The sequence below is a fragment of the Haloarcula sp. MBLA0163 genome (assembly GCF_055632435.1).
This window is the reverse complement of the sequence record NZ_CM145745.1, coordinates 1315585-1341038: the sequence shown is the minus strand read 5'-3', so window position 1 is coordinate 1341038 and position 25454 is coordinate 1315585. Positions and strand designations below refer to the sequence as shown.

Here is a 25454-nt window from a genome sequence, read left to right as displayed (position 1 = left end):
GATGCCGGAGGTCAGCGCCAGTATCGACGTTCCAGCGCCGCCGAGCGTCGTCTGGACGGTGCTGACCGACGTCGACGCCTACCCGCAGTGGAACACGCTGCTGGCCGTCGACGGCGAGTTCGCCGTCGGGGAGTCCGTCTCCGCGCGGCTCTCGGTCCCCGGGCTGCCGACGGTGTCGTTCAGTCCGGAGATAACAGCGGTCGAACCACCCCGCGAACTGCGCTGGCGGTCGCGGCTCTTCGGTTACGACGCCGAACACAGTTTCCTGCTCGAACCGACCGACGACGGGAGTACCCGGTTCGTCCAGCACGAGACCATCGACGGGCCGTTCGCCGGCCGTCTCGTCGACCGCCTCGGTCGGCGGATGCGCCGCGGGTTCGAGCAGATGAACGTAGGGGTGCGCCGGCGGGCCATCGAACTCACCGAGGGATGAGACCGGTCGTGTAGGCTCTCGGGAGGACGACAGTATAAATACGTGCCGCACGACCCACCACAACACTCATTCCGGTCGTGTCGTGAGTCAACGTATGCCATCGCTGGTCGTCCACTACGCGTTCGTGGGGTTGCTCGCGGCGACCCTGCTCGGTGCGGCCTTCGACAGACGGTCGCTGTTGCTCTCCCTCGTCGTCGTCACGGTCCCCGACGCGGACGCGTTCATCGCCCTCTTCTCGCAGTTCGGCCACCGGACCGCGACGACGAACCTCGTCATCCCGGCGATAGCGGCGGCGGTGTTGGCGGTCGACCTCTACGCTCGCGAGGAGTCGTACGTCCGCGGGCGGTGGGGCGCGTACGGCGTCCGGGTCGCCTGGTTCTGTGTCGTCGTCTACGCGGTCGGTCACGTGCTGTTCGACGCCGTCACGGGCGGTGCGAACCTCCTGTGGCCGCTCCACGACGAGTTCTACGTCTTCAGGGGGCGACTGGAACTGTCGAGCCAGCGGGGCATCGTCCAGACGTTCGTCGAGTGGAACGGCGGGAGCGGTGCGAACGGCGGCGGGAGCGGCGGTCCCTCGCTCAAGTCCATCGGCAACACGAGCACCGTACAGATGGACACCGGCGTCGACCCGACGCCGGGGCAGGCGGAACCGGAGAACGTCGACCGCATCTTCCCGGTCGCCCGCGGCGGCTGGCAACTGTACCTCCTCGTCACGGGGACGCTGGCGACGGTGGCCCGCTTCGTGGTCGGCTACGACCTGCCCGAGGAGTGACGCCGGTTTCGACTCTTTCATGTAGGCGGTGGCCCACCGGGCGGGTATGGGATTCGAGGTGCGTCGTCGACTCAGTGTCGCCGACGCCGTCACGCTGGTCAACGCCGTCGTCGGGTTCGTCGCCGGGGCCGTCGCCTTCGCCGACCTCCATCTGGCCGCCCGCCTCCTCCTCCTGTCGGTCATCGTCGACGCCCTCGACGGCATCGTCGCCCGGAGCGGCGAGAGCTCCGAGGTCGGTCCGCTCCTGGACTCGATAACCGACGTGGTCTCCTTCGGCGTCACGCCGAGCCTGTTCGTCTACGTCCTGCTGACCGACGCCGTCGGCGGCTTCGAGGCCGGCAGACCACTCGCCTTCGTCGGCCTCGTCCTCGTGGCGTCGCTGTACGCCGTCCTCTCCGTGGTCCGGACGGCCTTCTACTCGACGTACTTCGACGCGCCCGACGAGCGTCCGGGGATGCCGAACTCGCTGGGCGCCATCCTCCTCGCGACGGCGTACCTGGCCGGCGTCACGGACCCCGTCGTCCTGGCCGCGGGCGTGACCGTCCTCGCCGTCGCGCAGGTCGCGCCGTTCGACTACCCGAAGCCGGGCGTGAAGACAGTCGGGCCGATGGGCGTGGTGCTGTTCGGCGCCGTCGTCGCGCCGACCGCGTTCGGTCGGGCCGCTCCGCGGCTCATGCTCGCCATCGCACTCCTCTTCTTCGCGCTGGGCCCGCGGTACTACTGGCTCGACTGAGCCTCACTCGGCCGCGAGTCGAGCGTCGAGAAAGTCCTCTACCGTCTCGTTGAAGACCGCCGGCCGCTCGAGCATCGCGAGGTGGGCGGCGTCGGGGACGACGGCGAACTCGCCGGCCGGAATCTCGCCCGCCAGTCGCTCGTGGTACGACCGGGGCGTGAGCGTGTCGTGCTCGCCACAGACGGCGAGCGTCGGGACGTCTATCTCGGCGAGGCGCTCGGCCACGTCGAACCGGTGGCAGGTCAGGAAGTCGCGCCGGGTGACCGCCTGGCCCGTCTCGCGCATCGTCGCCCGGGACCGGTCGAGCAGGTCCTCGTCGGCCTCGTGGAAGAGGCGGTCCCGGCCGTGGAGGAACTCGACGGCCCGGTCGAAGTCTGTCTCCAGCCACTCCCTGAGCCCCTCGAACACCGGGAGCGTCGGTCCGGTCCCCAGCAACACGAGCGCGTCGGGTCGCCAGTCCGTCTCCAGCGTGACCCACTGCGCGACGGCGCCGCCGAGGGAGTTCCCGACGAGCACGTCCGCGTCGACGGCCCGGGCGACGGCGACGACGTCGGCCGCGTACGCCGAGAGCGTCTCGGTCCCCGCCGATGTCTCGATGTCGTCGGACGCGCCGTGCCCGCTCAGGTCCAGTGCGGCTGCGGCCCGCGTGGGGCCACTCGGCGCGTACTGGGCCGCCCAGACGCGGTGGGTCGCCCCGCTGCCGTGGACGTACAGCGCCACTGGGCCCTCGCCGTCACCGCCCCGGACTCGGTACGCGGTGGTCCGTCCGTCGTGGTCGAGTGTCTCCATGCGTGCAGGGACACGCGGGCGAGAAATAAAGCCAACCGACCAAGGCCGACAGAGTGTGAACCGCAAACAGTCAACTCTCTCTAGTTCCCCGCCGTATAGCGTATTTTAGCGACAGATTTATATACTTATCGCGCTTACTCGTGGTTAGGATGAATTCAGAACAGCAGTTGTTCGACGAGACGCCGCTCCGCCGATTCGAGTACGACGACAGCGTCGTGCTCGCGGCGGACGTGGGTGCCCTAGACGACGCCAGCGTCGACGTCGTCGACGGCACGGTCATCGTCGTCGCGGGTGACGAGCAGTACGAACAGGAGGTGCCGGAGGCCGCCGACGGACGAGCGTTTATCAACAACGGCGTCCTCACTATCGAACTGTCAGACGAGGAGGAATCTAACTGATGAAACTCACTGTCAAACCCCTCAAACAGAAGGACGCGGGCCGCGGCCTCGCCGCCATCGACAGGGCAGCGATGGACGAGATGGACCTCGAGAACGGTGACTACATCGTCCTCGAGGGGAAGAGCGGGAACCGCGCCGTCGCGCGCGTCTGGCCCGGCTACCCGGAGGACGAGGCGAAGGGCATCGTCCGCATCGACGGCCAGCTCCGGCAGGAGGCCGGCGTCGGTATCGACGACAGCGTCACCGTCGAGAAGGCCGACGTGAAGCCGGCCACGAACGTCACGGTCGCGCTCCCGCAGAACCTCCGCGTCCGCGGGAACGTGGGTCCGATGATACGGAACAACCTCAGCGGGCAGGCCGTCACGCAGGGCCAGACCGTCCCGGTGAGCTTCGGCCTCGGACCGCTCTCGTCGATGTCCGGCCAGAAGATCCCGCTGAAGATCGCCGACACCGACCCCACGGGGACCGTCGTCGTCACCGACTCCACGGAGATCCAGGTCAGCGAGAAGCCGGCCGAACAGATCCGCGGCGAGGAGGGCGCGGCCGACCGTGGCTCGCCCGACGTGACCTACGAGGACATCGGTGGCCTCGACGACGAGCTCGAGCAGGTCCGGGAGATGATAGAGCTCCCGATGCGACACCCCGAGCTGTTCCAGCAGCTGGGCATCGAGCCGCCGAAGGGCGTCCTCCTGCACGGCCCGCCCGGCACGGGGAAGACCCTGATGGCGAAGGCCGTCGCCAACGAGATAGACGCCTACTTCACGACCATCTCCGGGCCGGAGATCATGTCGAAGTACTACGGCGAGAGCGAGGAGCAACTCCGTGAGGTGTTCGACGAGGCCTCCGAGAACTCCCCCGCCATCGTCTTCATCGACGAGATCGACTCCATCGCTCCCAAGCGCGGCGAGACCCAGGGCGACGTCGAGCGCCGGGTCGTCGCCCAGCTCCTCTCGCTGATGGACGGTCTCGAGGAGCGCGGGCAGGTCATCGTCATCGGCGCGACCAACCGCGTCGACGCCATCGACCCCGCGCTCCGCCGTGGCGGCCGCTTCGACCGCGAGATCGAGATCGGCGTCCCGGACAAGGAGGGCCGCAAGGAGATCCTGCAGGTCCACACCCGCGGGATGCCGCTGGCCGAGGAGATCGACCTCGACAGCTACGCCGAGAACACCCACGGGTTCGTCGGCGCCGACCTCGCCTCCCTCACCAAAGAGAGCGCGATGAACGCGCTCCGGCGCATCCGCCCGGAACTCGACCTCGAATCCGAGGAGATAGACGCGGAGGTGCTGGAGAAGCTGGAGATCAGCGACGACGACGTCCGCGACGCGATGAAGGGCATCGAACCCTCGGCGCTCCGTGAGGTGTTCGTCGAGGTGCCCGAGGTCACGTGGGACTCCGTCGGTGGCCTCGAGGACACCAAAGAGCGGCTCCGCGAGACCATCCAGTGGCCGCTGGAGTACGGCGAGGTGTTCGAGTCGATGGACCTGGACGCCGCGAAGGGCGTCCTGCTGTACGGCCCGCCCGGCACGGGGAAGACCCTGCTGGCGAAGGCCGTCGCCAACGAGGCCGACTCGAACTTCATCTCGGTGAAGGGCCCCGAACTGCTGAACAAGTTCGTCGGGGAGTCCGAGAAGGGCGTCCGCGAGGTGTTCAGCAAGGCCCGCGAGAACGCCCCGACCGTGGTGTTCTTCGACGAGATAGACTCCATCGCCACCGAACGCGGCGGCGGGCAGACCGACTCCGGCGTCGGCGAACGGGTCGTCTCGCAGCTGCTGACCGAGCTCGACGGCATCGAGGACATGGAGGACGTCGTCGTGGTCGCCACGACCAACCGGCCGGATCTCATCGACAGCGCACTGCTGCGCCCCGGCCGACTGGACCGCCACGTCCACGTGCCGGTGCCCGACGAGGCGGCCCGCCGGGCCATCTTCGACGTCCACACGCGGCGGAAGCCGCTCGCGGACGGCGTCGACCTCGACAGCCTCGCCCGCCGCACCGAGGGCTACGTGGGCGCCGACATCGAGGCCGTCTGCCGCGAGGCGTCGATGGCCGCGACCCGCGAGTTCATCAACAGCGTCGACCCCGAGGAGATCGGTGACTCGGTCGGGAACGTCCGCGTGACGATGGACCACTTCGAACACGCACTCGACGAGGTGGGCCCGAGCGTCACCGACGAGACCCGGGAGCGCTACGACGAGATAGAGAAGCGCTTCGACACCGCCGAACCCGAGCTCGAAGAGGACAAGGTCGGCCGGACGTTCCAGTAGCCCGGCCACCCGTCCTCCGCTCGGGGGTAGTGTCGGTTTTTTCGCCCGTGTATCGATTCCCGGCCGGACCAATTATTTAACACCAGCGGCCGCACCGTAGGGCAATGGCCGGGTCGACAGACGTCGCGTCCGAACACGCTCCCGAGGGGTACGAGGACGATGACGACCACGAACACGAGCACCGGAGCCGCTGGCCGCTCGTCGCGGCGCTCGGTGCCGCGGCGCTGTACCTCGGTGCCGGCCTCTTCTTCGTCGGCGGCGACCTCGTTCCGGCGCTCGTTCCGACCGCCCTGATCCCGGTCGGTGCCGTCGGTCTGGTGGTCGGCCTCGCGGGGTGGGCCAACGAGGCGTTCGTCGCGGACTACCGGGAGTCCCACGCCGGCGAGTCGGACCTGTACAGCACGACGATGGTGCTGTTCCTCGTCTCAGACGTGGCGACGTTCTCCGCGGGGTTCATCTACTACGCGTTCGTCCGCGTCGGCGCGTGGCCGCCCGACCACCTCCCGCCGTTGCTGGGGTCGCTCGTCCTCGTCAACACGGCGCTGCTGGTGGCCAGTAGTTTCACGCTCCACTACGGCCACGAGGCGCTCGAGAGTGGGAACCGACGGCGCTACCTCGGCCTGCTGGGCGCGACGCTGGTGCTCGGTGTCGTCTTCCTCGTCGGGCAGGGGGTCGAGTACTACGAGCTCGTCGTCGGGGACGGCTTCACGTTCTCCAGCGGCATCCTCGGGAGCGCGTTCTACGGCCTGACCGGGCTCCACGGCCTCCACGTCGCGCTCGGCGTCCTCCTCATCGGTATCGCCTTCGGCCGGTCTCTCAGGGGCCACTACGCACCGGACCGAGACACCGCGATACGGACGACGTCGCTGTACTGGCACTTCGTCGACGCCGTCTGGATAGTGCTCGTCCTCGTCCTCTACGTCGGGTCGGCGCTCTAGTCCCCGGCCGACTGCTCGAGCGCGACCAGTTTCCGGTACAGCGGCGGCGTCAGGATGCCGACCACGCCGAAGGCGATGGCGAACACGCCGAGCGGGAACTGCAGCGCTGCGGCCTCGAAGCAGGGGTTCTCGGAGACGATGGTCACGTAGTGACGCTCGCCCTCGTACCGGACCAGCGACCCGTTGCGGAACTGGTCGGCGTTCGGGAAGTCGCCGGTGACGTGGGCCTCGCCCCTCGGGTCCGCCAGCGCCTCGGTGAACGCCGCCTGCTCGGCCGTCGAGAGCGCCTCGAACTCGAAGCGGGCCACCTGGGGCGTCTCCTCGGCGAACCGCCGTGCGGTCTCCTCGGGGCCCTCGACCGCTATCGTCGGTTCACCGCAGGTGCTGATGTCGTCCTGGATGAGCGCGTAGCCGCCCGGCACGGCCGCACCGATGCCGACGGCGACCAGCAGGACGCCGACGAACGGCGCGAGGTAGGTGAACAGCACCGACTCGGGTTGGTCGCTCATCTGTCAGGCCTCCATCTCCCGTGCCTTGCGCCGGCGAGACCGGAGGTACTGGAAGGTCACGGTCAGCCCCAGTCCGTAGGCCCAGTGGGCGACGATGACGAACCCGAGGTAGCCGACGAGCGCCAGTCCCTGCTGGCCGGTGTAGAACGCGATGGCGAACCCGGTGGAGATGAGCGTCGCGAACACGAGTCCCGTCTCGAACAGCATCCGGCCGGGGAGGTACTCCTGGAACGCGAGGAACAGGAGCGGCCACGTCACGGTGCCCCCGACGAGGAACAGCGCCGCACCGACGAGCGGGTCTGCCGGCAGGCCGACGAGTTCGGCTATCTCGGCGAACGAGGACGGGTCGAGGACGTCGACGACGACGGCGGTCCCGATGCCCCCGGTCATCAACACCGTGCCGACGAAGCCGCCGGCCGCCGCCATCGACGCGTTCCGGTAGACGTTCTCGGCGACGGTGCCGACCCCGCCGAGCAGCCCCAGCGGTTCCATCTCCGGCGCGTACGACCGCCGGGTGGTCTCCGGTTGGGCCGGTTCGAGGTCGTACTTCTCCACCATGCGCTCCTCGAACCACTGCCACTCGCGGGTGAACTGGTTCGTGGCTTTCAGCTCCCACGGGTCCGTCGTCTGGACGACGTCGCCCTGCCAGTAGGACACCAGCATGTTGTAGAGCCACAGCAGGGCGCTGAGGCCGATGACGTAGGCGCCGACGGTCGCTATCTGCTGGGCGAGCTGGTACTCCGGCGGGTAGATGGCCTGTCGGCGCGGCAGCCCCAGTCCGCCGATGACCAGCAGCGTCATGAACGTCACGAACGACCCGAAGACGATGAGGACCGCCTGGAACTTCGCCAGTCGCGTGTCGTACCAGCGCCCGGTGATGAGCGGGTACCAGTAGTAGCTCGCCGCTATCATCAGGAACGGGATGATGCCGACGACGATGAGGTGGAAGTGACCGACGACGTAGTAGGTGCCGTGGTACAGTATGTCGATGGGGATGACCGCGAGGAAGACGCCCGTGACGCCGCCGACGATGAACGTCGAGATGCCCCCCGCACAGAGGATGAACGGGGCCGTCATGCGGACGTTCCCGTCCCACAGCGTCGTTATCCAGTTGAACACCTTGATGGCGCTGGGCACGGCGATGGCGATAGAGATGGCCATGAAGGAGGCCTTGATGCGCGGGTCGACGCTCGTCGTGAACATGTGGTGGGCCCAGACGCCAAAGGAGAGCACGCCGAGTCCCAGCGTCGAGTAGACGACGAACTTGTAGCCGAACAGTTTCCGGCCGACGAACTTCGGGAGGAGCGTGCTCATCAACCCCGAGGCGGGGAGGAAGAGGATGTACACCTCCGGGTGGCCCCAGAACCAGAACAGGTGTTGCCAGAGGATGGCGCCGCCGCCCTCCGTCGCGAAGAACGTCGTGCCGAGGTTCCGGTCCAGCAGGAGCATCACCAGCGCGCTCCCCAGCAGCGGGAACGCGAACAGCGCGAGGCCGCTGGTCACGAGCATGTTCCACGAGAAGATGTCGAGGTTCGCCCACGTCACGTCGTCCGCTCGCTCGTAGACGATGGTTGAGATGAAGTTGATGGCGCCCACCGTCGTCGCGATGCCCGAGAGGTGCAGTCCGAGCAACAGCAGGTCTATCTGCGGGTTCGGTTGCTGGACGGACAGCGGCGCGTACAGCGTCCAGCCGACGCTCACCTCGCGGACGGTGAGGAAGAAGGCGATGGTGTCCTCCGGGAGGAACAGGCTGAGGAACTGGCCGCCGACCTGTACGAGCAGCCCCATCCTGACGAGCAGCAGCGCCGGGGGCAACAGCCAGAAGCCGATGGCGTTGACGCGCGGGAACGCCATGTCGTCGGCGCCGATGAGCAGGGGCAGGACGTAGTTCCCGATGCCGAAGAACACGGGCAGGACGAAGAAGATGAGCATCGTCAGGCCGTGGGTGGTGAACAGCGCGTTGTACGTCTCCGGCGACCAGATGTCGGCGGGCGGGGAGAGCAGTTCCGTCCGCAGCATCATCGCGTCGACGCCGCCCCACAGGCCGGCGACGGTCCCGAAGGCGATGTAGAGGAGGCCGATGTCGCGGTGGTTCGTCGTGGTCAGCCAGCGGTACACCTGCGACTGGAGGCGACCGATCTCGAAGCGGATCTCTTCGCGGGTCGTGTACCCGCCGTCGCTCTCCGGGCGAGCGCGGCGGCGGGCCACGAACCAGAGGGCCAGGGCCCCTAGTGCGAGCACCGCGAGGGCGGACCCTTCGACGACGGCTCGGTTCATCCGCGTCCCTCCGAGTAGCCACCGACAGTCGGGAGGCACACAGTCCGGAGCGACATTGCCACACACTGCCAGTCCCACGCTGATAAAACTACCCGACGACGGGGTAGTCCCGGACAGACCCCCGCTGGCCAAGCTATTTGTGACGCCCGGCGGAAGGTGGTGACAATGCGTCTCAGTCGCGTGGCGGCGTGGCTCTGTGTCGTCGTCGCCGGCGCCCTGCTGTTCACGACGCCCGCCGCCGCACAGTCGCTGAACAGAGCGGCCATCGACGAGCTGAACGAGCAACTGCTGTACGTCGCCCTGCCGCTGACCCTGTTCGTCGAACTGACGCTCGTCTACGCCATCTACCGGTTCCGGAACAACGACGAGCCGAAACCGACCATCGACGACCCCGCGCTGGAGATCACGTGGACGGCGGCGACGGGCGCTATCCTCGTGTTCGTCGGCATCTCCGCGTTCTTCGTGCTGTCGAACCCCTACATCACGCCCGCGGCGGCCGGTCCGACCGAACCCGGCGGCGAACTCCAGAGCGACGCGGAGATAGAGGTCCTCGCCTACCAGTGGGGGTGGGAGTTCCACTACCCCGACTCGAACGTCACCACCCAGTCACGTCTCGTCGTCCCCGCGAACACGGACGTCCGGTTCACGCTCAGGTCGGCCGACGTCATCCACTCCATCTACGTCCCCGAACTCGGCCTCAAACAGGACATCTTCCCCGGCCAGGCGACGGTCGCGCGGACGAACGCGACCCAGACCGGGTCCTATCGGCTCTACTGTGCTGAACTGTGTGGCTCCGGCCACACGCGGATGCACGCCACCGTGGTCGTGTTGAACCAGTCCGCGTACGACGACTGGGTGGCCGCCCAGCAATCCGGGAGCGCCGCCGACGCGTCGAGCGGCGCGAACGCGACCACGCAGGCCGCGCGCGTCGCTGCCCGCCACTGACTCACTGCAGGTACCCCAATTGGCGGAGGTGTTCGTCGGTATCCGGCTCGGCCTCTCGCTCCGGCGGCATCAGCGTCGGCTCGAACGACCCGGTATCGGTGGCCGTCGTCTCGGCCCACGGGACTCGCCGGACCGCCGGCACCGGGACGGCGTAGCGGTGCATGTACATCCCCCACTCGCCGTAGGCGTTGCCGTGGTCGGCGCTCAGCACCACCCGGTCGGCGTCCAGGTTCGCCAGTAATAGTTCCACCTCGTCCAGCACCCAGCGGAGGTTGTCGAGGTAGGCGTTCCAGACCTTCTCGTAGTCGCCGCCGTTCTTGAGGTAGTCGAACGGTTCGCCCTCCCACGGTTCCAGCGTCTCGCGACCCTCGGCGATCGCCCGCGCCGTGAACGGGTGGTGTGGCTGTTCGTAGTGGACGACGAGGCGGTCCGGGTCCCGTTCCCGGCCGACGTTGATGGCCCGTTCCGTGACCGGCCGCGGGAGGGTCAGTCCGACCGGCGGCGGGTCGGCGTACTTCCACGGCTGGTCGACGTAGTCGAAGTCCTCGGGGCGGAGGGTCTGCCAGTCCGTGAACGAGAGGCCACGGCCAGTCTCGGGGAACTCCCGGTTTCGCAGGACCCGCTCCGTGAACGCGTTCGCGGAGACCAGCGCCGTCCGCTCGACGTCGGCGCGATGGCGCTCGGTGAACGTCTGGGCGATCCACTCTGCGGACGCGGACCCGACCGACCAGATGGCGTCGACGTCCTCGACGAAGTCGTACTCCGGGGCCACCTCGCGGAGCGCGTCCACCCGGCACGTATCGAGGATGACGAGGGCGTCCCAGTCCCGTTCGTAGACGTTCGTCCCGACGGGGTACCGGGACAGCACCGACATGGCGGCCCCGACGTACTGGTAGTACGCCCATTTGAGTAAGGATGTCACACGGCCTCCTCAGGGGAGACGGAGTATTGTAAAACACCGGTAATGGGCCGTAAGCCGACCCTAGAGGGGTGAGCCGCTCGAAGGCACTTCGTCGTCGCGAACTGAGAGCGTCCGCTCGGTCCCGCCTAAGGGGTCGATACGCCGACGGTACGGCCGCAGACGCCACCCCGGACCGTGTCACAACCCACATTATCGAGACCGACGTACGTGGTCGCATGATAGCTGTTCGTGAGCGCGTCCCAGCACTGACCGGGTTGTTGACCGTCGTCTCGCTGGCCCTCGTGTTCGGTGCCGTACTGGGCGCGATTCCGCGTACCGTCCTCCCGCGCGCGCCCGAGGCCGTCCTCGCGGCCATCCCGCACGTCAACGCCGTCGTCAGCGCGGCGGCCATCGTCACCATCCTCGGCGGAATCAGCGCGATTCGGAACGGTGCTGTCCGTCGACACCGGCGGCTGATGCTCACGACGTTCGGACTGTTCGCGACGTTCCTCGTCCTCTACCTCTACCGGGTGACGCTGGAGGGACCGACTGACTTCGCCGGGCCGGCCGTCGTCGAGTCGTACGTCTACCTCCCGCTGCTGGCCGTGCACATCCTGCTCGCCATCGTGGCGATCCCGGCCGTCTACTACGTCCTCCTGCTCGCGGCGAGCTACCCCGTCTCGGAGCTCGGCCAGACGAACCACCCGCGGGCCGGCAAACTCGCCGCGGGACTGTGGCTCGTCTCCTTCTCGCTGGGCATCGTCGTCTACGCGATGCTGTATCTGGTGTGGTGACTCGCCGGTCGGCGGTGGCGGACCGTAGCCCCCGCCCGGCGGGAGGCTCTACCATCAGGCGAACTCTTCGCCCCGGTACTCCGACAACACGGGGTCGTCGCTGTGGTAGTCGACGAGCGACGTGAGCGTCAGCAGGTGGTACCGTTGGCTCCGCGTGTACGCCCCAGGGTCGCCGAGGACGGTTCGTTCGAGGCCGTGTCGGTCGAGGACCGGCCGGTGGGCGCGGGCAGCCTGGTCGCGCAGGCAGTCGACGAACGCGGAGGCTGGCCGCTCCGTGTCCCTACTGAGCCCGAGCACCGACTTTATCACCGGTTTGACAGCCTCGAAGAGGTCCGGATGGCGTCGGAGGGCGTTGTAGAGCGCGACCCGCGCTTCGTGCCCGACGCTGGTCGGCGGTGCGCCGAAGTTCGCGTTCGGGACCCTCGACAGTTCGGGCGAGAGTGCCTCCAGAAACGCGCCGTAGAGCTGGTAGCGCCGTTTCTGGACGTCCGGGACCGACATCGCGTACTCGAAGACCTGGGGGGCGTAGAACGGCGTCGTCGTCCAGAGGTGGTTCCGGTTCGTATCCGTCGCCTCGAAGAGCCACGAGAACGCCCGCTGGAACAGTTCGAAGTGGACGAACCGCTTCGAGAGCGACGACTCCGGATAGCCGAGGACGGTCTCGCGGATGTCCGCACGGATTTCGGCCTCCGAGACGCCGGTCATCGCCTCGACGTCGTCGGCGTCGAACGTCCCTTCGGACTGCAGGATGTAGGAGACGAGGTCCTCGGCTGACGTTAGCTCGACGACCGGGGAGATGTCGGGGACGAGCTTGTCGCCGCCGTCGCCGGTGTAGGACCACGCCGGAGCGTCGGCGTCCGCCCTGACCTGCCTGAGGAACGGTTGCATGTGTGCGATGCCGAACGAGTCCGTCCCACCGGTCATATCGAGGTGGTGGAGCAGGTCCGCCCCATCTGGACCGGGCGTCGGCAGGCGGTCCCAGTTCGAATCGACGGCGTCGGTCAGGCGCCGGGCGAGGTCGATGTCCGCGCGGGAATCGTGTTCGAAGTCGCGTGTCATGGCGCGGTACGACACGTCGCATCGCTCGAACGCCCCGAGGACCGCCCGCGAGTCCAGCCCGCCGCTCAGGAGGACCACGTTCTCACCGGGAGCGGCGGCCGCCCGGCGCTCGCAGGCGTCAGTGAACCGGCGTGCCAGTTCGCGTGCGTTCTCTGCGACGCTGGCGTCCGCGTTCGGCTCCGCGTCGAAGTCGAACTCGTAGTGCCGGTCGACGTTCAGGTCGCCGGTGTCCGTCTCGACCCGGATGTGGTGGCCCTCGGGGAGACGCCGGAGGCCGGCGTAGAGCGTCCGGTCCGCCAGCGCGTAGCCGAGGCGGAGGTACTCGGCGACCGCGAGGCGGTCGAACGCCGTGCAGTCCCCGAGGCGGGCGAGGATCGGTTTGTTCCGACCGACCAGCGCGACGTCGGTGTCGGGCGCGTAGAACAGCGGCAGTTGTCCCAGGAGGTCCGGGACGACGGTCATCGTCTCCGCCACCGGGTCGTGTGCGTAGAACACGAACTCGCCGTCGAGACTTCGCAGCCAGGCCGGGTCCGTCAGTGCGGCGTCGCCGTCGACGAACCGCCGTTCGAGTTCGTCTGCGAGCGTCGCCTCGTCGCGGTTGTAGACGACGCCCTCGACGAACACCGACCGCTCTCCGAACGTGAACCGCCTGAACGGGTACTCGGGGTAGAGGGCCGTGGTCACGCGACAGTGCCCGAGGTCGTACGCGTCGAACCCGTAGCGGTCGTCGTAGAGCGCCGGACGGTGGGCTGCCTCGATTTCGCCCCGCTCCGGGAGCGGCCCACCGGCCAGCACGTTGATACCGGGCATGTACCAGAACCGAGCGGTATGCGCGTCAAAAAGTATACAGCGCCATTCGCATCTTAGTCGCCGTCTACCGTCACGGAGAGTACGAGGCGCTTACCGAGTGGTTTCGCTGCCACCGACCAGTGGAGCGCAGCCCAGTCTCTGGGTTGTTTCGAGAGCGGTCGGGTCGGAGAAGGAGCCGCCGCGTCCTGTCTCAGTCGTCGGCGACCGTCGGTTCGCCGCCGATCTCGGGGCGGGTGACATCGCGGTCGGTCTCCTCGCCCTCGATGTCGTAGGGGTACTCGCCGGTCACACAGCCCAGACAGAGGTCGGCCCGGCTCGTCTCCAGCGTCTCGGCGACGGCGTCGATGGAGAGGTACGACAGGGAGTCGGCCTCTATCTCGTCGCGTATCTCCTCGACCGACTGGTCGCCGGCGATGAGCTCGTCGCGCGAGGCCATGTCGATGCCCATGTAACACGGGGCGACGATGGGCGGCGCGCCGATGCGGACGTTGACCTCCTCGGCGCCGGCGTCTTTCAGCAGCTGGATGAGCTGGGTCGACGTGGTCCCGCGGACGATGGAGTCGTCGATGATGGTGACCTTCTTCCCCTCGATGGTCGACTTGATGGGGTTGAGCTTCAGGCGGACGGCCCGCTCGCGCTCGTCCTGCGTCGGCATGATGAAGGTGCGGCCGACGTAGCGGTTCTTCATCAGGCCCTCGGCGAACTCGATGTCCGAGCCGTCGTCCTGGGCGGCCTCGGCGTACCCGGAGGCGAACGCGCGCCCGGAGTCGGGCACCGGGAGGACGACGTCGGACTCGACGCCGGACTCCTCCCAGAGCTTGCGGCCCAGTTCGCGCCGGACCTCGTACACCAGACTGCCGTCGATGGTCGAGTCCGGGCGGGCGAAGTAGACGTGTTCGAAGAAGCAGTGGGCCGTGTTCGCCTGTTCGAGGAGCTGGTACGTGTCGTACCCTGTGCCGTCGGGGTGGAGGACGACCAGTTCGCCCGGTTCGACGTCACGGATGAGTTCGCCGTCCAGCGTGTCGATGGCGGCCGACTCCGACGTGAGGACGTAGCCGTCGTCCAGTTCGCCGATACACAGCGGCCGGTTGCCCTGCGGGTCCCGCACGCCGAGTACCGTCTCGTCGTGCATGATGGTCAGCGAGTACGACCCGTGGATGCGCTCCATCGTCCGCTTGACGGCGCGGACGAGGTCCTCTTCCAGTAGGTTCCGTGCGAGGTCGTGGGCGATGACCTCAGTGTCCCCGTCGCTCGTGAAGGCGTGGCCGAGGTCGGCCAGTTCGTCGCCTATCTCGTCGGCGTTGACGAGGTTCCCGTTGTGCGAGAGGCCCAGCGACCCGGACTTGAACGAGACGGAGAACGGCTGGGCACAGCAGGCGTTGACGCTCCCTGCCGTGGGGTACCGGACGTGGCCGATGCCGTTCGACCCGTTGAGCGATTCGAGGTCACCGGGGCCGAAGGCGTCGCCGACGAGGCCCATCTCGACGTGGCTGTGCTGCTGGAAGCCGTCGTGCGTGACGATACCGGCCGACTCCTGGCCGCGGTGCTGGAGGGCGTACAGGGAGTAGTAGAGGGGGCGGGCGGCGTCACGGTCCTCGAGAGAGATGCCGACAACGCCGCACTTCTCGTGCATGGTAGGTGAGTGTTATTCGCCGGCTTTCGACTGCCACTCGTAGTCCCGTCGTTTGGCCGATTTACCGAACCCGCACGACGAACAGACTTTCTTCTTGGTGTGATACGACTTCTCGCCACACCGCCGACACTTCGTGTGTGTCGTGGTGTTCTTCTTCCCCTGGCTCGGGGTTCCTGCGCCAGTCATGGGTTAATCGAGACGACGTTATCCCCGCGTATAATCGTTGTGTCTTCGTCTTCGATGACGAGGTTCATGTGCTGGTCGTACCCAGTCAGCGTCCCCTCGAATATCTCGCCGCCCTTCAGTTGTACAGTGACCTCCTCGCCGAGCGAGGCTTCGAGAACGTCAAGCGGTCGTCCACTCATGTTCGGTTGGGATAGTGACTGCCGCTTAAACGTACCGCTTGCGCGGCCCGGGACGGGGCGTGGATTCGACAGATACGGGTGCCACCGCCCGGACCTGTCTACGCAGGGTCACTTTCCGGCGAGTTGTTCGGCGCGTCCTCGGCGGCCTCCGGCTCTGTCGGTCCGTGGTCCGCACGCTCAGTGGACGCCGGAGGGGTGGTCGGCCGGTCGCCCGCGACCAGCACCGGGAGGACCAGCCGCGCGAAGTGGAACACGACGACGAGGACCAGCGGCCCGAGGAAGAGGCCGTACCAGCCGAACAGCAGTGGGCCGAGGACGTAGGCTATCATCACGAGCCCGACGTGGAGGTTGCGGCCGGAGACGTACGGCCGGAGGAGCACGTCCGGGATGAGGTCGACGAACACGACGGTCAGGACGACGAACGCGGTAGGGAACCAGAGCGGTTCGTCCGCGACGACGGCACGAGCGAACAGGCCGACGGCGACGGGGACGTACACCAGTTTCATCCCGACCACGGGAATCAGACTCGCGGCGCCGGCGAGGACGCCGACCAGCGCCGGGTACGGGATGCCCGTCGCCGGCGCGACGGCGTTCAACACGGTGTAGACGACGACGGCGACGATAGCGACGACGAAGGCGTTGAGGATGTTCCCGAAGTAGACGCTGCCCAGGTCCTCGTCGACGGCGTGGACGTACGCGTCGAACGTCCCGGTTCCGTTCCCGAACGTCCCCCGGAGCCACCGGCCGAGTCGCGGGCCGTCACGCAGGAGGTAGAACGCGACGGCGAGCGCCAGGAAGAGGTTGACGAGCGCCGTCCCGACCAGCGGGATGTAGTCGAGGACCCCCTCCGCGAGGAGCTGCCCGGCGTCGACCACGTCCGGGTTCTGGAGGAGCATCGCGGGGTCCTGGACGACCTCGGAGACGTCGAGGTACGGCTCGACCCGCTCGGCCAGCGGTCCGAGGTCGACCGTCTGGGCGAGCCGGTCCAGTTCCTGCGCGGCGACGGCGAGGGTGTACCCCACGAGGAGGACGACCGGGACGGCGAGGACACAGAGCGCCGTCGCCGCCGCTATCGTGGGTCGCAGTCGCGACTGGAGGCGCCGATGGGCCGGACGTGCGACGTAGTAGAGGAAGACGCCGAGGACGAACGTCCCGACGTAGCTGGCGACCACCCAGGCCACGACGACGGCGGCGACGAGGCCGGCGACGGCCCACGCCGCCCGGTCCCGCGAGAACGGCAGGTCCATCGCTACCGTCCCGGCCCCCTCGGGGATGGGCGACGCAGCACCGTGCGACTGAGCGGCTGCGGGCGAGCGGCGCCGGTCATACTCCGGTATCGCCGACGGCCGCGGTTGGTTATGGTCCCGATACCGCGCTCCGACCGGGGTAAGGCCCGCTTAGACGTCGACGGTGAACGGGGCGTGGTCGTCGGCGCGGACGGCGAACCCGGCGACGAGGTCCGCCACGTCCTCCAGGTCCTCGGGGTCGACGACCTCGACGGGCGTGTGCATGTAGCGGTTCGGCAGGCCGACGTTGGCCGACGGGATGCCGCCGCGTGCGGTGAAGAACGCGTCGGCGTCCGTCCCGGTCCTGATGCCGGCGGCCTGCAACTGGACGTCCAGCTCCTCGTCCGCACCCGCCTCGCGCAGGGCGTCGACGACGACCGGGTGGTTGGCGCTCCCCCGCGCCACGACCGGGCCGCCGCCGAGTTCGATGCCGTTCGACCGCTTGCCCGGCGAGTCGGGGTTGTCCGTCGCGTGGGTGACGTCGACGGCGAGGACGGCGTCGGGGTCGAGGTCGAACCCGACCATCTTCGCGCCCTGCAGCCCGACCTCCTCCTGGACCGTCGAGACGGCGTGGACGGTGGCGTCGGCACCGCGTTCCGCGGCTCGGCGCAGGCCCTCGGCGGCGGCCCAGATGCCGATGCGGTTGTCCATCCCCCTGGCGGCGAGCCGGCCGTTCTCGAGTTCGCTCAGGGTCTGGTGGAACGTCACCGGGTCGCCGCGGTCGACCAGGTCCGCGAGTTCGTCGCCGTCCTCGGCACCCACGTCGACGTGCTGTTCGGAGACGTCGGGGACGCTCTCCTCGTCCGGGTCCCTGAGGTGGATGGCCGTCTGGCCGACGACGCCCGAGACGGGGCCGTCGGCGGTGTGGACCGTGACGTGTTGGCCGCGAGAGACGGTCTTGTCGGACCCGCCGATGCGCTCGATGCGGAGGAAGCCGTCCTCGGTCAGGTCCCGTACGATGAAGCCGATCTCGTCGCCGTGGCCCGCCAGCGCCACAGAGGTGTCGTTGCCGTGGAGCGTGGCGACGGCGTTCCCGTAGTCGTCGGTCCGCACCTCGTCGGCGAACTCGCGCACGTAGTCGAGCCACACCCGCTGGCTCTCGGCCTCGTACCCGGACGGGGCCGGCGTCGTCAGCAGCGATTCGAGGAACGTTCGTCGGCGTTCGTCCATACCCGGCCTATGCCGCCGGCTGTGAAGAATCACGGGGACGCCACAACCGATAAGAGCCGGGCCGGCGAACTATCAGTATGGCGAAATTCACCCTCCTGGAACTGCATCTGGACGGCGCCGAGTTCACCGCGAACGCACCCGGCGTCGGGAGCGACGAGCCCGTCGAGACGGCCCCCGACGCGGACGACGCGAGCGGCACCGGCGGCCGCGGCGGAGTGCTCGCACTCGTCGTCCTCCTCGCCCTCGTTGTCGTGGCCGTAGCCGGCAAGAAGCTGCTGGCGGGGAGCGACGACGAGGAACTGCCGTCCGTCGATATGGACGAGGAGTGAGAGTCACGCCATCGCGGCGGGGAGAAGGACTATGCCGCCCCGTCCCCTCCTTCGGGTATGGGATTGTATCACAGCGTTCGCACCGTCGCGGGCGCCTCCGGCGACGGTCCGATAGACTGGACCGCCGTCGCGGAGGCCGCGAAGTCGGCGACGGACCCCGGCGACCTCGACGTCTCCGCCGCTGAGCGCGAGGGGTACGCGACGGACGTCCGGGACGCCCGTGACAGGGTACGGGAGGTCGGCGGCCTCGACTTCGACCTCCCCGAGACGGTCGAGATTCAGCACCGCCACCACTGGATAGACGCCAACGTCGCCACCTTCGAGCGAGTGATGGCGCCCATCGAACAGCAGGCCGAGTTCATCCCCGGCGTCGCCCGCGTTGTCAACACCGGGTCGATGGCGTTCGCACTCTCCTTCCTCGGGAACAACGTCCTCGGGCAGTACGACCCCCTCCTGCTCGCCGACGGCGACGACCACGCGCTGTACTTCGTCCGACCGAACATCCGGAAGGTCGCCGACCAACTCGACGTGGACCACGACCGCTTCCGCCGGTGGATAGCGTTCCACGAGGTGACACACGCCGCCGAGTTCGGGGCCGCGCCGTGGCTCTCCGACCACATGGAGGAGACGATGGAGGAGGCCATCGACCGCCTCACCGACGGCAGCCTCGACCGGGACTCGCTGGGCGAACTGGACACGACGATGACCGCCGTCGAGGGGTACGCGGAGCTGCTGATGGACCGCGCCTTCGACGACGAGTACGACGACCTGCGGCGGAAGGTCGATGAGCGACGACAGGGCCGCGGCCCGGTCGCCGAACTCGTCCGGCGGGTCCTGGGCCTCGGGATGAAACGCCAGCAGTACGAACGCGGGAAGGCCTTCTTCGAGGCCGTGGCCGACGAACGCGGCGTCGCGGCCGCCGGCCGGGTCTGGGACTCCCCGGAGACCCTGCCGACCGACGACGAGATCGAGACCCCGGCGCTCTGGATAGAACGCGTCGACCCGTAGGGCGGCACCAGAGCGCTCGTATCGACCGCTAGTGGACCTTACCGGTCGAAATAGCACCATTACATAGTCCCCGCTTCGAGTACGCAGGTGCCAGATGCACCGCGTCAGTCGTCTCGCGTCCAGTATCTCCGGGCGCGGCCCGGTGGCGAGCGGGCAGTCACGGCTCGAGGTCGACGTCCTCGAGTCGGTCCGGGAGCTCTGTCGGGACGAGTGGAACAGCGTCGTCGAGCACGCGAGCCGTGGGAGCGTCTTCCACCGCTACGAGTGGCTCGACGCCGTGGAAGCGGGGCTGGACCGCACGCCCCGGCACCTAGTCGTCAGGAAGGACGACAACCTCGTCGGCCTCTTTCCGAACTTCGTCGCGCCGCTCGAGGGGACGGAGCGCACCCCGTTCCGGCGGCTGACCTCGGTCGACCCCGGTTTCGGCGGGCCGGTGATGACCACGGATACCGACGCGGTGCTCTCGGCGCTCCTCGACGCGGTACCCGACCTCATGTCGCCGCGGACCATCGTCCACGAGATACGGGCGCTGGACCCGAGCTACCTCCGGTACAACACGGCTCTGCAAGCCCACGACTACGTGCCGAACCGCCGCCGCTGCCGGTTCCTCCTCCACCTGTCGCAGGGGTACGAGGGCGTCCGCGCCGGGATGAGTCGGTCACGGCGCCGTGGCGTCGAGCGCGGACGCGAGGCGGACTGTCTGGAGGTGGTCGAGGAACCGGTGACGTGGGACTCGCTCGAGCGGTACTACCGGACCTACGAGCAGGTGATGGCCCGCGTCGGCACCGACCCCTTCCCGTTCCGGTTCCTCGAGGAGCTGCTCGACATGGACGACCGACTGCTCCTCGTGACGGCCCGCGTCGACGGCCAGTACGCCGGCGGACTGCTTGAGGTACTCGACGAGGAGCAGTCGTCGGTCCACGGCTACCTCTCGGCCGTTCCGGAGCGGTACTTCGAGCACCACACGTCCGAGCGACTCTACGACTACGTCGTCCGCTGGGGCATCGACCACGGGTACGACACCTACGACCTCGGGTCGACGAAACCCGACTACGACGACGGCGTGTTCCGGTACAAGGAGGGGTTCGGGGGCCAGACGATTCCGACGCTGGTGTGGGAGCGGGGCGCCAGTCCCGTCTGGGACGTCTTCGCCACCGGCCGGTCGCTGTATCTCAAGCACGTCGGCTGACGGTCGCTACTCGCGCTTCTACCGTCGGCCGTCGCCGTCCGTCGCCCGCGTCAGCTCATCGTCGTCCGATTCAGCGCGGCGCCGCTTCGTCCGGACGCCGGGTTTCGGCCCGCGGTCGGTCGTGTCCTCGTAGGGCGTCTCGGCGATGCTGTCGGGGAACGTGAACTCCGCGAGGAGTCGCCCGACGGCGGCCGTCCCGACCGCGACGCCGGCGACGAGCGGCGGGTCAGCGCCGCCCCAGAGCGTGACCAGCGCCATCGACCCGCCGACCAGCACGGCGAAGCCGAGCTTGAGTTGCTTCAGGAACCGCTCGCGGTCCGCGCTGGAGATAGAGGGGCCGACCATCAGGCGGCTCCTGTGCTGTCGTGTGGTTGTATCATCAGTAGAACCCTCGTTCGACGTCTTCCTCGACGACGTCCTCGAACTCCTTGTCCAGTAGCTCCTCGGCCTCCTCGAACGTGTCGGTCAGCGAGTCCATCCGTTCGGGACGGTCGTACTGGTCGAACTCCATCGGTCCGTAGGCCGGCGAGTCGACGGCGTCCAGCACGTCCTCGAGCATGGCGCGCGGCGTCGTCGGCGCGTCGGCGTGCGTCTCGAGGACGGTCTCTAAGTTCTTCGCCTTCTCCTCGGCGTCGTCCTCGTCCTCGGGCGCCTGCTGGACGCCGAACAGGCCGGTCCCGTCCTCGGGGAACAGCGGGTCGATGTCCTCGTCGATGCGGCGGGCCACCCGCGTGCCGACTCCCTGCACCTCGAAGGGGTTCTTCGCGTACGTCTTGAGCTGGTAGACCCCCGAGGAGGGGTGGCCGACGTACAGGTCCTCGCCGATGCCGTTTGCGCGGTCGCCGCCGACGGCGCGCCACCCGCCGGGGTCGGCGTTGCTGTCCATCACGTCCTCGATGATGTCCTGCCAGTCACGAACGCGCATCTCGGTCGGAGGTTGGGCCCGCGTCAGAATGAAGGCATCGGTCTCAGCGGTGCGACGACGGCCGCGACCCGGCCAGAGAGCCGAACCCCTTTAGGTCGACACCCGGAGCTAGCGGTATGGAGAGCGAGTCGAACGTCCTCGGTGGCGACCTCGAGAGCTGCTCACAGGACCCGGTGACCGGGTTCATGCGGGACGGCTACTGCTACCCGCTGCAACGCGACCCCGGCCGACACGAGATCTGTGCGGTGATGACCGAGTCGTTTCTCGAGTACAGCAAGGCGGCCGGCAACGACCTCGTCACGCCCCGCCCGGAACTGAACTTCCCGGGCCTCGAACCGGGCGACCGGTGGTGTGTCTGCGTCCCGCGCTGGATAGAGGCCCGCGAGGACGGCCACGCGCCGCCGGTCGTGCTGGCGGCCACGAGCGAGGACGTCCTCGACGAGGTCGCACTGGAGACGCTACGGCGGTACAGCCACGAGGACGAGACGGAGTCCTGAGAGGCGGACTACCGCCACTCGGAGAGCGTCGCGGCGGCGGTCGCCGGCATCGACAGCCACGCCTCGTCGGTCGTGATGTCGGCGACGACGAGACGCCGCCGGCCGTCTGTCTCGTCCACGGCCGCGACGACGCGCTGGCTATCGACGGGACGACTCTCGACCGACTCGGTTCGCGCGCTCATACTAGTCTGTCCTCCCTCGGAATTAATGAATGTGGCGAAATAAAGACACGACCAGCACATACACGAGATATTGGTCGTCGTTTCTGTCTGTTTCGCGCCGTTTTCTGCGCCAGATTGAAACACCGGCTCCGGACGGCAGTATCCCCGGTCTGACCGGGCGATGGCGGCCACCGCTCTCGACACCGACGGGCCGACGCGCGGGTCCCGGCGTCCCACAGCGGGGTGACCGACAGCGTTTTTCCGCGCCCCGCCGTGACTCAGGCCGTGCAACTTCGCGGCCCTGTCGTCGAGGTCGGCGACCCGAAGACCGTGAACACGCAGTACGGCGAGAGCGACCTCTGTGAGGTGACGCTCCGCCCGGACCGCGGGGCGGGGGACCCGACGACGGTCACGCTCTGGGGGAAGTGGACCGAGACGGCCGACGTGCTCGAACCCGGGATGGAACTGGCCGTCTACGACCCGGACGAGCGACAGTATCAGGGCGAGACCCAGTACTCGGTGGGGAGCGACGCCACCGTCGTCGTCGAACCGGACTTCCTCGTCGACGTGACCGATGTCCGCGCGTGGGTCCAGTGTCCCCGGATGTACTACCTCCGGAAGCTGGACGGCGCGGACCTCGCGTACCCGCTCGTGAAGGGGACCGTCGTCCACGAGGTGTTCGGCGACCTGCTGCGGGGCCGGGACGTCGGGGCCGCCATCGAGGAGCAGGTCGAGCAGGCGGGACTGGACATCGGCCTACTCGGCCGGGAAGCCGACGAGGTGGCGGGCGACGTCCGCGACCACGCGAAGGCCATCGAGGGGTGGCTGAATCAGGGGACCCTTACCGACACCGACGAGTGGCGCTCCGAGATGACGCTCATCTCCGAACGGTACGGGATGAAGGGGCGGGCCGACGCCGTCCGCCGCGGGATGCCGGTCGAACTCAAGACGGGCAAGAACACGAAGCGCGAACCGCGCTTCCAGGACAAGATTCAGGCGACCGCCTACGCGCTGATGCTCGGCGAACGGGCGGCGAACTCGCTCGACGCGAGCGCCGTGATGGCCGGCGACGGCGGGACGACGACGCCCATCGAGGCCGCACCGGACACCGGGACCCTGCTCTACACCAAGAACGCCGCCGTCGACCGCACCGAGGAGAGCGGCGACCTCTCGCCGGCCAAGGAGTTCTCCATCGGGTCGGGCCTGCTGAACTACGTGATTCGGACCCGGAACGCCATCGCGGCGATGGAACACGACACCGGCGTCCCGACCGGGTACGAGGCCAACGCCAAGTGCGAGTACTGCTTCGAGCAGGACACCTGCATGGCCGTCTCCGGCCGTCTGGACCAGGAATCGAAGGCCGGACAGGTCGGTGTCGCCATCCCCGACGAGGAGCAGGACTACTTCGAGCGGTACTACGAGGCCATCGAGGCCGAGCGTCGGGCGGTCCACCGCGAGTACGCGAAACTCTGGGAGCAGACCGCCGCAGAACGGGCCGACGACGACCGGGCGCTCGTCGACCTCGAACCGGTGGGGCGGACCGAGCTCGACAGCGGGCGCTGGGAGCTCCGCGCGAGAGGGACCGGGGCCGTCTCGAAGATACGCGAGGGGGACCTCGTGATGGCCAGCGACGGCGACCCGGTGACCGGGGACGCGGAACTGGCGCGCGTCGAGCGCATTAGCGAGGCGCGAAGCGCCTCGGAAGACGTGAACGGTGAAACCGTGAGCAGCGGCGAGGAGATAGTCGTCACCGCCGACGAACCGCTCGACCTGCGACGGCTGGACGTCTACCCCTCCGAACTGACGACCGACCGCCTCCAGAACGCGCTCCACGACGCGCTGTTGACCCAGTCGCCGGCGGAGAAGGACGTGCTGTTCGGGCGTCGGGACCCCGAGTTCGAGACGGTCGAGGAGACGTTCATCGACAACAACGAGGCCCAGGACGAGGCGGTCCGCCTGGCCGTCGGCGCCGAGGACTTCGCGCTGGTCCACGGGCCGCCGGGGACCGGGAAGACCTACACGCTCGCGCGGATGGTGCGGGCGCTAGTCGAGCGGGGGGACCGGGTCCTGCTGTCGGCGTTCACCAACCGCGCCGTCGACAACGCCATCGAGGCGCTGGAGGAGCAGGGCTTCACGGACGTCGTCCGGGTCGGCACCGAGAGCGGCGTCCGCGAGGACATGCAGCAGTACAGGCTCGAACAGTCCGGTGACCCAGGCGAGTGTGCCGCGACGCTCCAGAACGCACGGGTCGTGGCCGCGACGACGGCCACCTGCGGCGGCACCGCGATGCAGAGCCAGTCGTTCGACGTGGCCGTCGTCGACGAGGCCGGCCAGTTGACCGAACCCGGCACGCTCGCGGCGACGACGCTCGCCGACCGGTTCGCCCTCGTGGGCGACCACCAGCAACTCCCGCCGGTCGTCCAGTCCGACGACGCCACCCTCTCGACGTCGCTGTTCCAGCGCCTCATCGAGACCCACCCCGACGCCGGCGTGATGTTAGACCGGCAGTACCGGATGGCCCAACACATCCAGGCGTTCGCCTCGCGGGAGTTCTACGACGGTCAGTTGCGGCCGGCGACGGGCGAGGTGGCCGCCCAGCGCGTCGACGACCTCCCCGGCGTCTCGATGGACGCGCTGCCGGCCCACCTCCGCGACCGCGTCGCCTTCGTCGACCCGGAGGGGACCCAGACGGGCAACACGAACCCCGTCGAGGCCGGCGCCGTGGCCGAGGTGGTCGCGGCCTACCGCGAGGCGGGTGTCCCCGTCGAGGACATCGGCGTCATCGCCCCGTTCCGCGCACAGGTCGCCGAACTCGACCGGCGCCTGCCCGACGTGACCGTCGACACCGTCGACCGCTTCCAGGGGTCGAGCAAGGAGGTCATCGTCGTCTCGTTCGTCGCGACGGGGACGCTCGAAGGCCCAATCTTCGAGGACTACCGGCGCATCAACGTCGCGATGACGCGGGCGAAGAAGGCGCTCGTCCTCGTCGGCGACGCGGCCGCTCTCGGCACGGACGAGGTGTACGGCCGGATGGTCGAGTGGGCAGGTGGCGGCCGGGACCCTGCATAGTTAGTCCCGTATTTTAAAACCCGGCGGGCACGAATACAACGTATGACAGACTGCCCTGACTGTGGGTTCCCGCTGGCGGCCGAACAGGAACTGTCCGACGGGACCCTGTTCTCCTGCCAGCAGTGTGGGAAGCGACACGTGGAGTGAGCGCCCGGGTCGGACCGACCAGACAGCCCTCCACGCACCACCCTCCCGGT

The 25454-nt window shown here is 68.4% G+C and carries 26 protein-coding genes; 13 read left to right on the top strand and 13 right to left on the bottom strand.

Features of this window, described 5'->3' with window-relative positions; all coding sequences use genetic code 11:
* The first annotated feature begins 1 nt into the window (after position 1).
* The 3 genes from ACV7GQ_RS07130 (at position 2) to ACV7GQ_RS07120 (ending at position 1938) form a co-directional block, all read left to right on the top strand.
* The gene (locus ACV7GQ_RS07130; RefSeq protein ID WP_470312826.1) at positions 2 to 433 is read left to right on the top strand and encodes an SRPBCC family protein; all 432 of its coding nucleotides are present in this window, start codon (positions 2 to 4) and stop codon (positions 431 to 433) included.
* Positions 434 to 527: 94 nt separating this feature from the next.
* Entirely contained in the window at positions 528 to 1205 is a 678-nt protein-coding gene (locus ACV7GQ_RS07125; protein WP_470312825.1) for a metal-dependent hydrolase, read from the top strand.
* Positions 1206 to 1251: 46 nt separating this feature from the next.
* Positions 1252 to 1938, top strand: a complete 687-nt coding sequence (locus ACV7GQ_RS07120; protein WP_470312824.1) for a protein sorting system archaetidylserine synthase — start codon at positions 1252 to 1254, stop codon at positions 1936 to 1938.
* Between the two features lie 3 nt (positions 1939 to 1941).
* On the opposite strand, the gene ACV7GQ_RS07115 is transcribed toward ACV7GQ_RS07120, so the two are convergent.
* A complete protein-coding gene (locus ACV7GQ_RS07115; protein WP_470312823.1) occupies positions 1942 to 2727 on the bottom strand; it encodes an alpha/beta fold hydrolase in 786 nt (261 codons plus the stop codon).
* 149 nt (positions 2728 to 2876) lie between these two features.
* Here ACV7GQ_RS07115 and ACV7GQ_RS07110 point away from each other — a divergent pair, with 149 nt between their 5' ends.
* The 3 genes from ACV7GQ_RS07110 (at position 2877) to ACV7GQ_RS07100 (ending at position 6330) form a co-directional block, all read left to right on the top strand.
* Complete coding sequence (locus ACV7GQ_RS07110) at positions 2877 to 3125, top strand: DUF7127 family protein (RefSeq protein WP_470312822.1); 249 nt, start codon at positions 2877 to 2879, stop codon at positions 3123 to 3125.
* Positions 3125 to 5392, top strand: coding sequence for a CDC48 family AAA ATPase (locus ACV7GQ_RS07105; protein WP_470312821.1), 2268 nt, complete (start codon positions 3125 to 3127; stop codon positions 5390 to 5392). Before ACV7GQ_RS07110 ends, ACV7GQ_RS07105 begins: the two co-directional genes overlap by 1 nt.
* Before the next feature lie 104 nt (positions 5393 to 5496).
* Positions 5497 to 6330, top strand: coding sequence for a cytochrome c oxidase subunit 3 (locus tag ACV7GQ_RS07100; RefSeq protein WP_470312820.1), 834 nt, complete (start codon positions 5497 to 5499; stop codon positions 6328 to 6330).
* Here ACV7GQ_RS07100 and ACV7GQ_RS07095 read toward each other — a convergent pair.
* Together ACV7GQ_RS07095 and ACV7GQ_RS07090 are read right to left on the bottom strand one after the other, a co-directional pair.
* A complete protein-coding gene (locus ACV7GQ_RS07095) occupies positions 6327 to 6839 on the bottom strand; it encodes a DUF7979 domain-containing protein (protein ID WP_470312819.1) in 513 nt (170 codons plus the stop codon). The two genes, ACV7GQ_RS07100 and ACV7GQ_RS07095, sit on opposite strands and share 4 nt — an antisense overlap.
* A gap of 3 nt (positions 6840 to 6842) precedes the next feature.
* On the bottom strand, positions 6843 to 9116 hold the full coding sequence (locus ACV7GQ_RS07090; RefSeq protein WP_470312818.1) for a DUF6789 family protein: 2274 nt from the start codon (positions 9114 to 9116) through the stop codon (positions 6843 to 6845).
* A 165-nt stretch (positions 9117 to 9281) separates the two neighbouring features.
* Between ACV7GQ_RS07090 and coxB the strand changes: the two genes are divergently transcribed.
* Entirely contained in the window at positions 9282 to 10061 is a 780-nt protein-coding gene (gene coxB / locus ACV7GQ_RS07085; protein ID WP_470312817.1) for a cytochrome c oxidase subunit II, read from the top strand.
* 1 nt (position 10062) lies between these two features.
* Here coxB and ACV7GQ_RS07080 read toward each other — a convergent pair whose 3' ends face one another.
* The gene (locus ACV7GQ_RS07080; RefSeq protein ID WP_470312816.1) at positions 10063 to 10983 is read right to left on the bottom strand and encodes a hypothetical protein; all 921 of its coding nucleotides are present in this window, start codon (positions 10981 to 10983) and stop codon (positions 10063 to 10065) included.
* 215 nt (positions 10984 to 11198) lie between these two features.
* Between ACV7GQ_RS07080 and ACV7GQ_RS07075 the strand changes: the two genes are divergently transcribed.
* Positions 11199 to 11756, top strand: coding sequence for a DUF420 domain-containing protein (locus ACV7GQ_RS07075; RefSeq protein WP_470312815.1), 558 nt, complete (start codon positions 11199 to 11201; stop codon positions 11754 to 11756).
* Positions 11757 to 11810: 54 nt separating this feature from the next.
* Here ACV7GQ_RS07075 and ACV7GQ_RS07070 read toward each other — a convergent pair whose 3' ends face one another.
* The 6 genes from ACV7GQ_RS07070 to ACV7GQ_RS07045 form a co-directional block, all read right to left on the bottom strand.
* Complete coding sequence (locus tag ACV7GQ_RS07070) at positions 11811 to 13625, bottom strand: asparagine synthase-related protein (RefSeq protein ID WP_470312814.1); 1815 nt, start codon at positions 13623 to 13625, stop codon at positions 11811 to 11813.
* A gap of 190 nt (positions 13626 to 13815) precedes the next feature.
* A complete protein-coding gene (gene purF / locus ACV7GQ_RS07065; RefSeq protein ID WP_470312813.1) occupies positions 13816 to 15258 on the bottom strand; it encodes an amidophosphoribosyltransferase in 1443 nt (480 codons plus the stop codon).
* Positions 15259 to 15270: 12 nt separating this feature from the next.
* Positions 15271 to 15444 (bottom strand): 50S ribosomal protein L37e, encoded by a 174-nt coding sequence (locus ACV7GQ_RS07060; protein WP_004517916.1) that lies wholly within the window; start codon positions 15442 to 15444, stop codon positions 15271 to 15273.
* Positions 15441 to 15623 carry an LSM domain-containing protein gene (locus ACV7GQ_RS07055; RefSeq protein ID WP_166970488.1) on the bottom strand — a complete coding sequence of 61 codons (183 nt, stop codon included), beginning with the start codon at positions 15621 to 15623 and terminating at the stop codon, positions 15441 to 15443. The genes ACV7GQ_RS07060 and ACV7GQ_RS07055 overlap by 4 nt, the downstream gene beginning before the upstream one ends.
* 98 nt (positions 15624 to 15721) lie before the next feature.
* Positions 15722 to 16870, bottom strand: coding sequence for an AI-2E family transporter (locus ACV7GQ_RS07050; protein WP_470312812.1), 1149 nt, complete (start codon positions 16868 to 16870; stop codon positions 15722 to 15724).
* Positions 16871 to 17020: 150 nt separating this feature from the next.
* The gene (locus tag ACV7GQ_RS07045) at positions 17021 to 18079 is read right to left on the bottom strand and encodes a M20/M25/M40 family metallo-hydrolase (RefSeq protein ID WP_470312811.1); all 1059 of its coding nucleotides are present in this window, start codon (positions 18077 to 18079) and stop codon (positions 17021 to 17023) included.
* 77 nt (positions 18080 to 18156) lie between these two features.
* Between ACV7GQ_RS07045 and ACV7GQ_RS07040 the strand changes: the two genes are divergently transcribed.
* From ACV7GQ_RS07040 to ACV7GQ_RS07030, 3 genes are all read left to right on the top strand, one after another.
* Entirely contained in the window at positions 18157 to 18408 is a 252-nt protein-coding gene (locus ACV7GQ_RS07040; protein ID WP_470312810.1) for a hypothetical protein, read from the top strand.
* Positions 18409 to 18465: 57 nt separating this feature from the next.
* Positions 18466 to 19416: a zinc-dependent metalloprotease gene (locus ACV7GQ_RS07035; protein WP_470312809.1), complete on the top strand. Its 951-nt coding sequence runs from the start codon at positions 18466 to 18468 to the stop codon at positions 19414 to 19416.
* 94 nt (positions 19417 to 19510) lie between these two features.
* Positions 19511 to 20605 carry a GNAT family N-acetyltransferase gene (locus ACV7GQ_RS07030; protein ID WP_470312808.1) on the top strand — a complete coding sequence of 365 codons (1095 nt, stop codon included), beginning with the start codon at positions 19511 to 19513 and terminating at the stop codon, positions 20603 to 20605.
* A gap of 18 nt (positions 20606 to 20623) precedes the next feature.
* Here the strand turns inward: ACV7GQ_RS07030 and ACV7GQ_RS07025 are convergent, their stop codons facing one another.
* Entirely contained in the window at positions 20624 to 20950 is a 327-nt protein-coding gene (locus ACV7GQ_RS07025; RefSeq protein ID WP_470312807.1) for a hypothetical protein, read from the bottom strand.
* Between the two features lie 34 nt (positions 20951 to 20984).
* Complete coding sequence (locus tag ACV7GQ_RS07020; protein ID WP_470312806.1) at positions 20985 to 21530, bottom strand: hypothetical protein; 546 nt, start codon at positions 21528 to 21530, stop codon at positions 20985 to 20987.
* Between the two features lie 116 nt (positions 21531 to 21646).
* Here ACV7GQ_RS07020 and ACV7GQ_RS07015 point away from each other — a divergent pair, with 116 nt between their 5' ends.
* On the top strand, positions 21647 to 22027 hold the full coding sequence (locus ACV7GQ_RS07015) for a DUF2237 family protein (RefSeq protein WP_470312805.1): 381 nt from the start codon (positions 21647 to 21649) through the stop codon (positions 22025 to 22027).
* 8 nt (positions 22028 to 22035) lie between these two features.
* On the opposite strand, the gene ACV7GQ_RS07010 is transcribed toward ACV7GQ_RS07015, so the two are convergent.
* Entirely contained in the window at positions 22036 to 22209 is a 174-nt protein-coding gene (locus tag ACV7GQ_RS07010; protein ID WP_470312804.1) for a DUF7556 family protein, read from the bottom strand.
* Between the two features lie 264 nt (positions 22210 to 22473).
* Between ACV7GQ_RS07010 and ACV7GQ_RS07005 the strand changes: the two genes are divergently transcribed.
* Entirely contained in the window at positions 22474 to 25257 is a 2784-nt protein-coding gene (locus ACV7GQ_RS07005) for an AAA domain-containing protein (RefSeq protein WP_470312803.1), read from the top strand.
* Positions 25258 to 25454 lie beyond the last annotated feature (197 nt).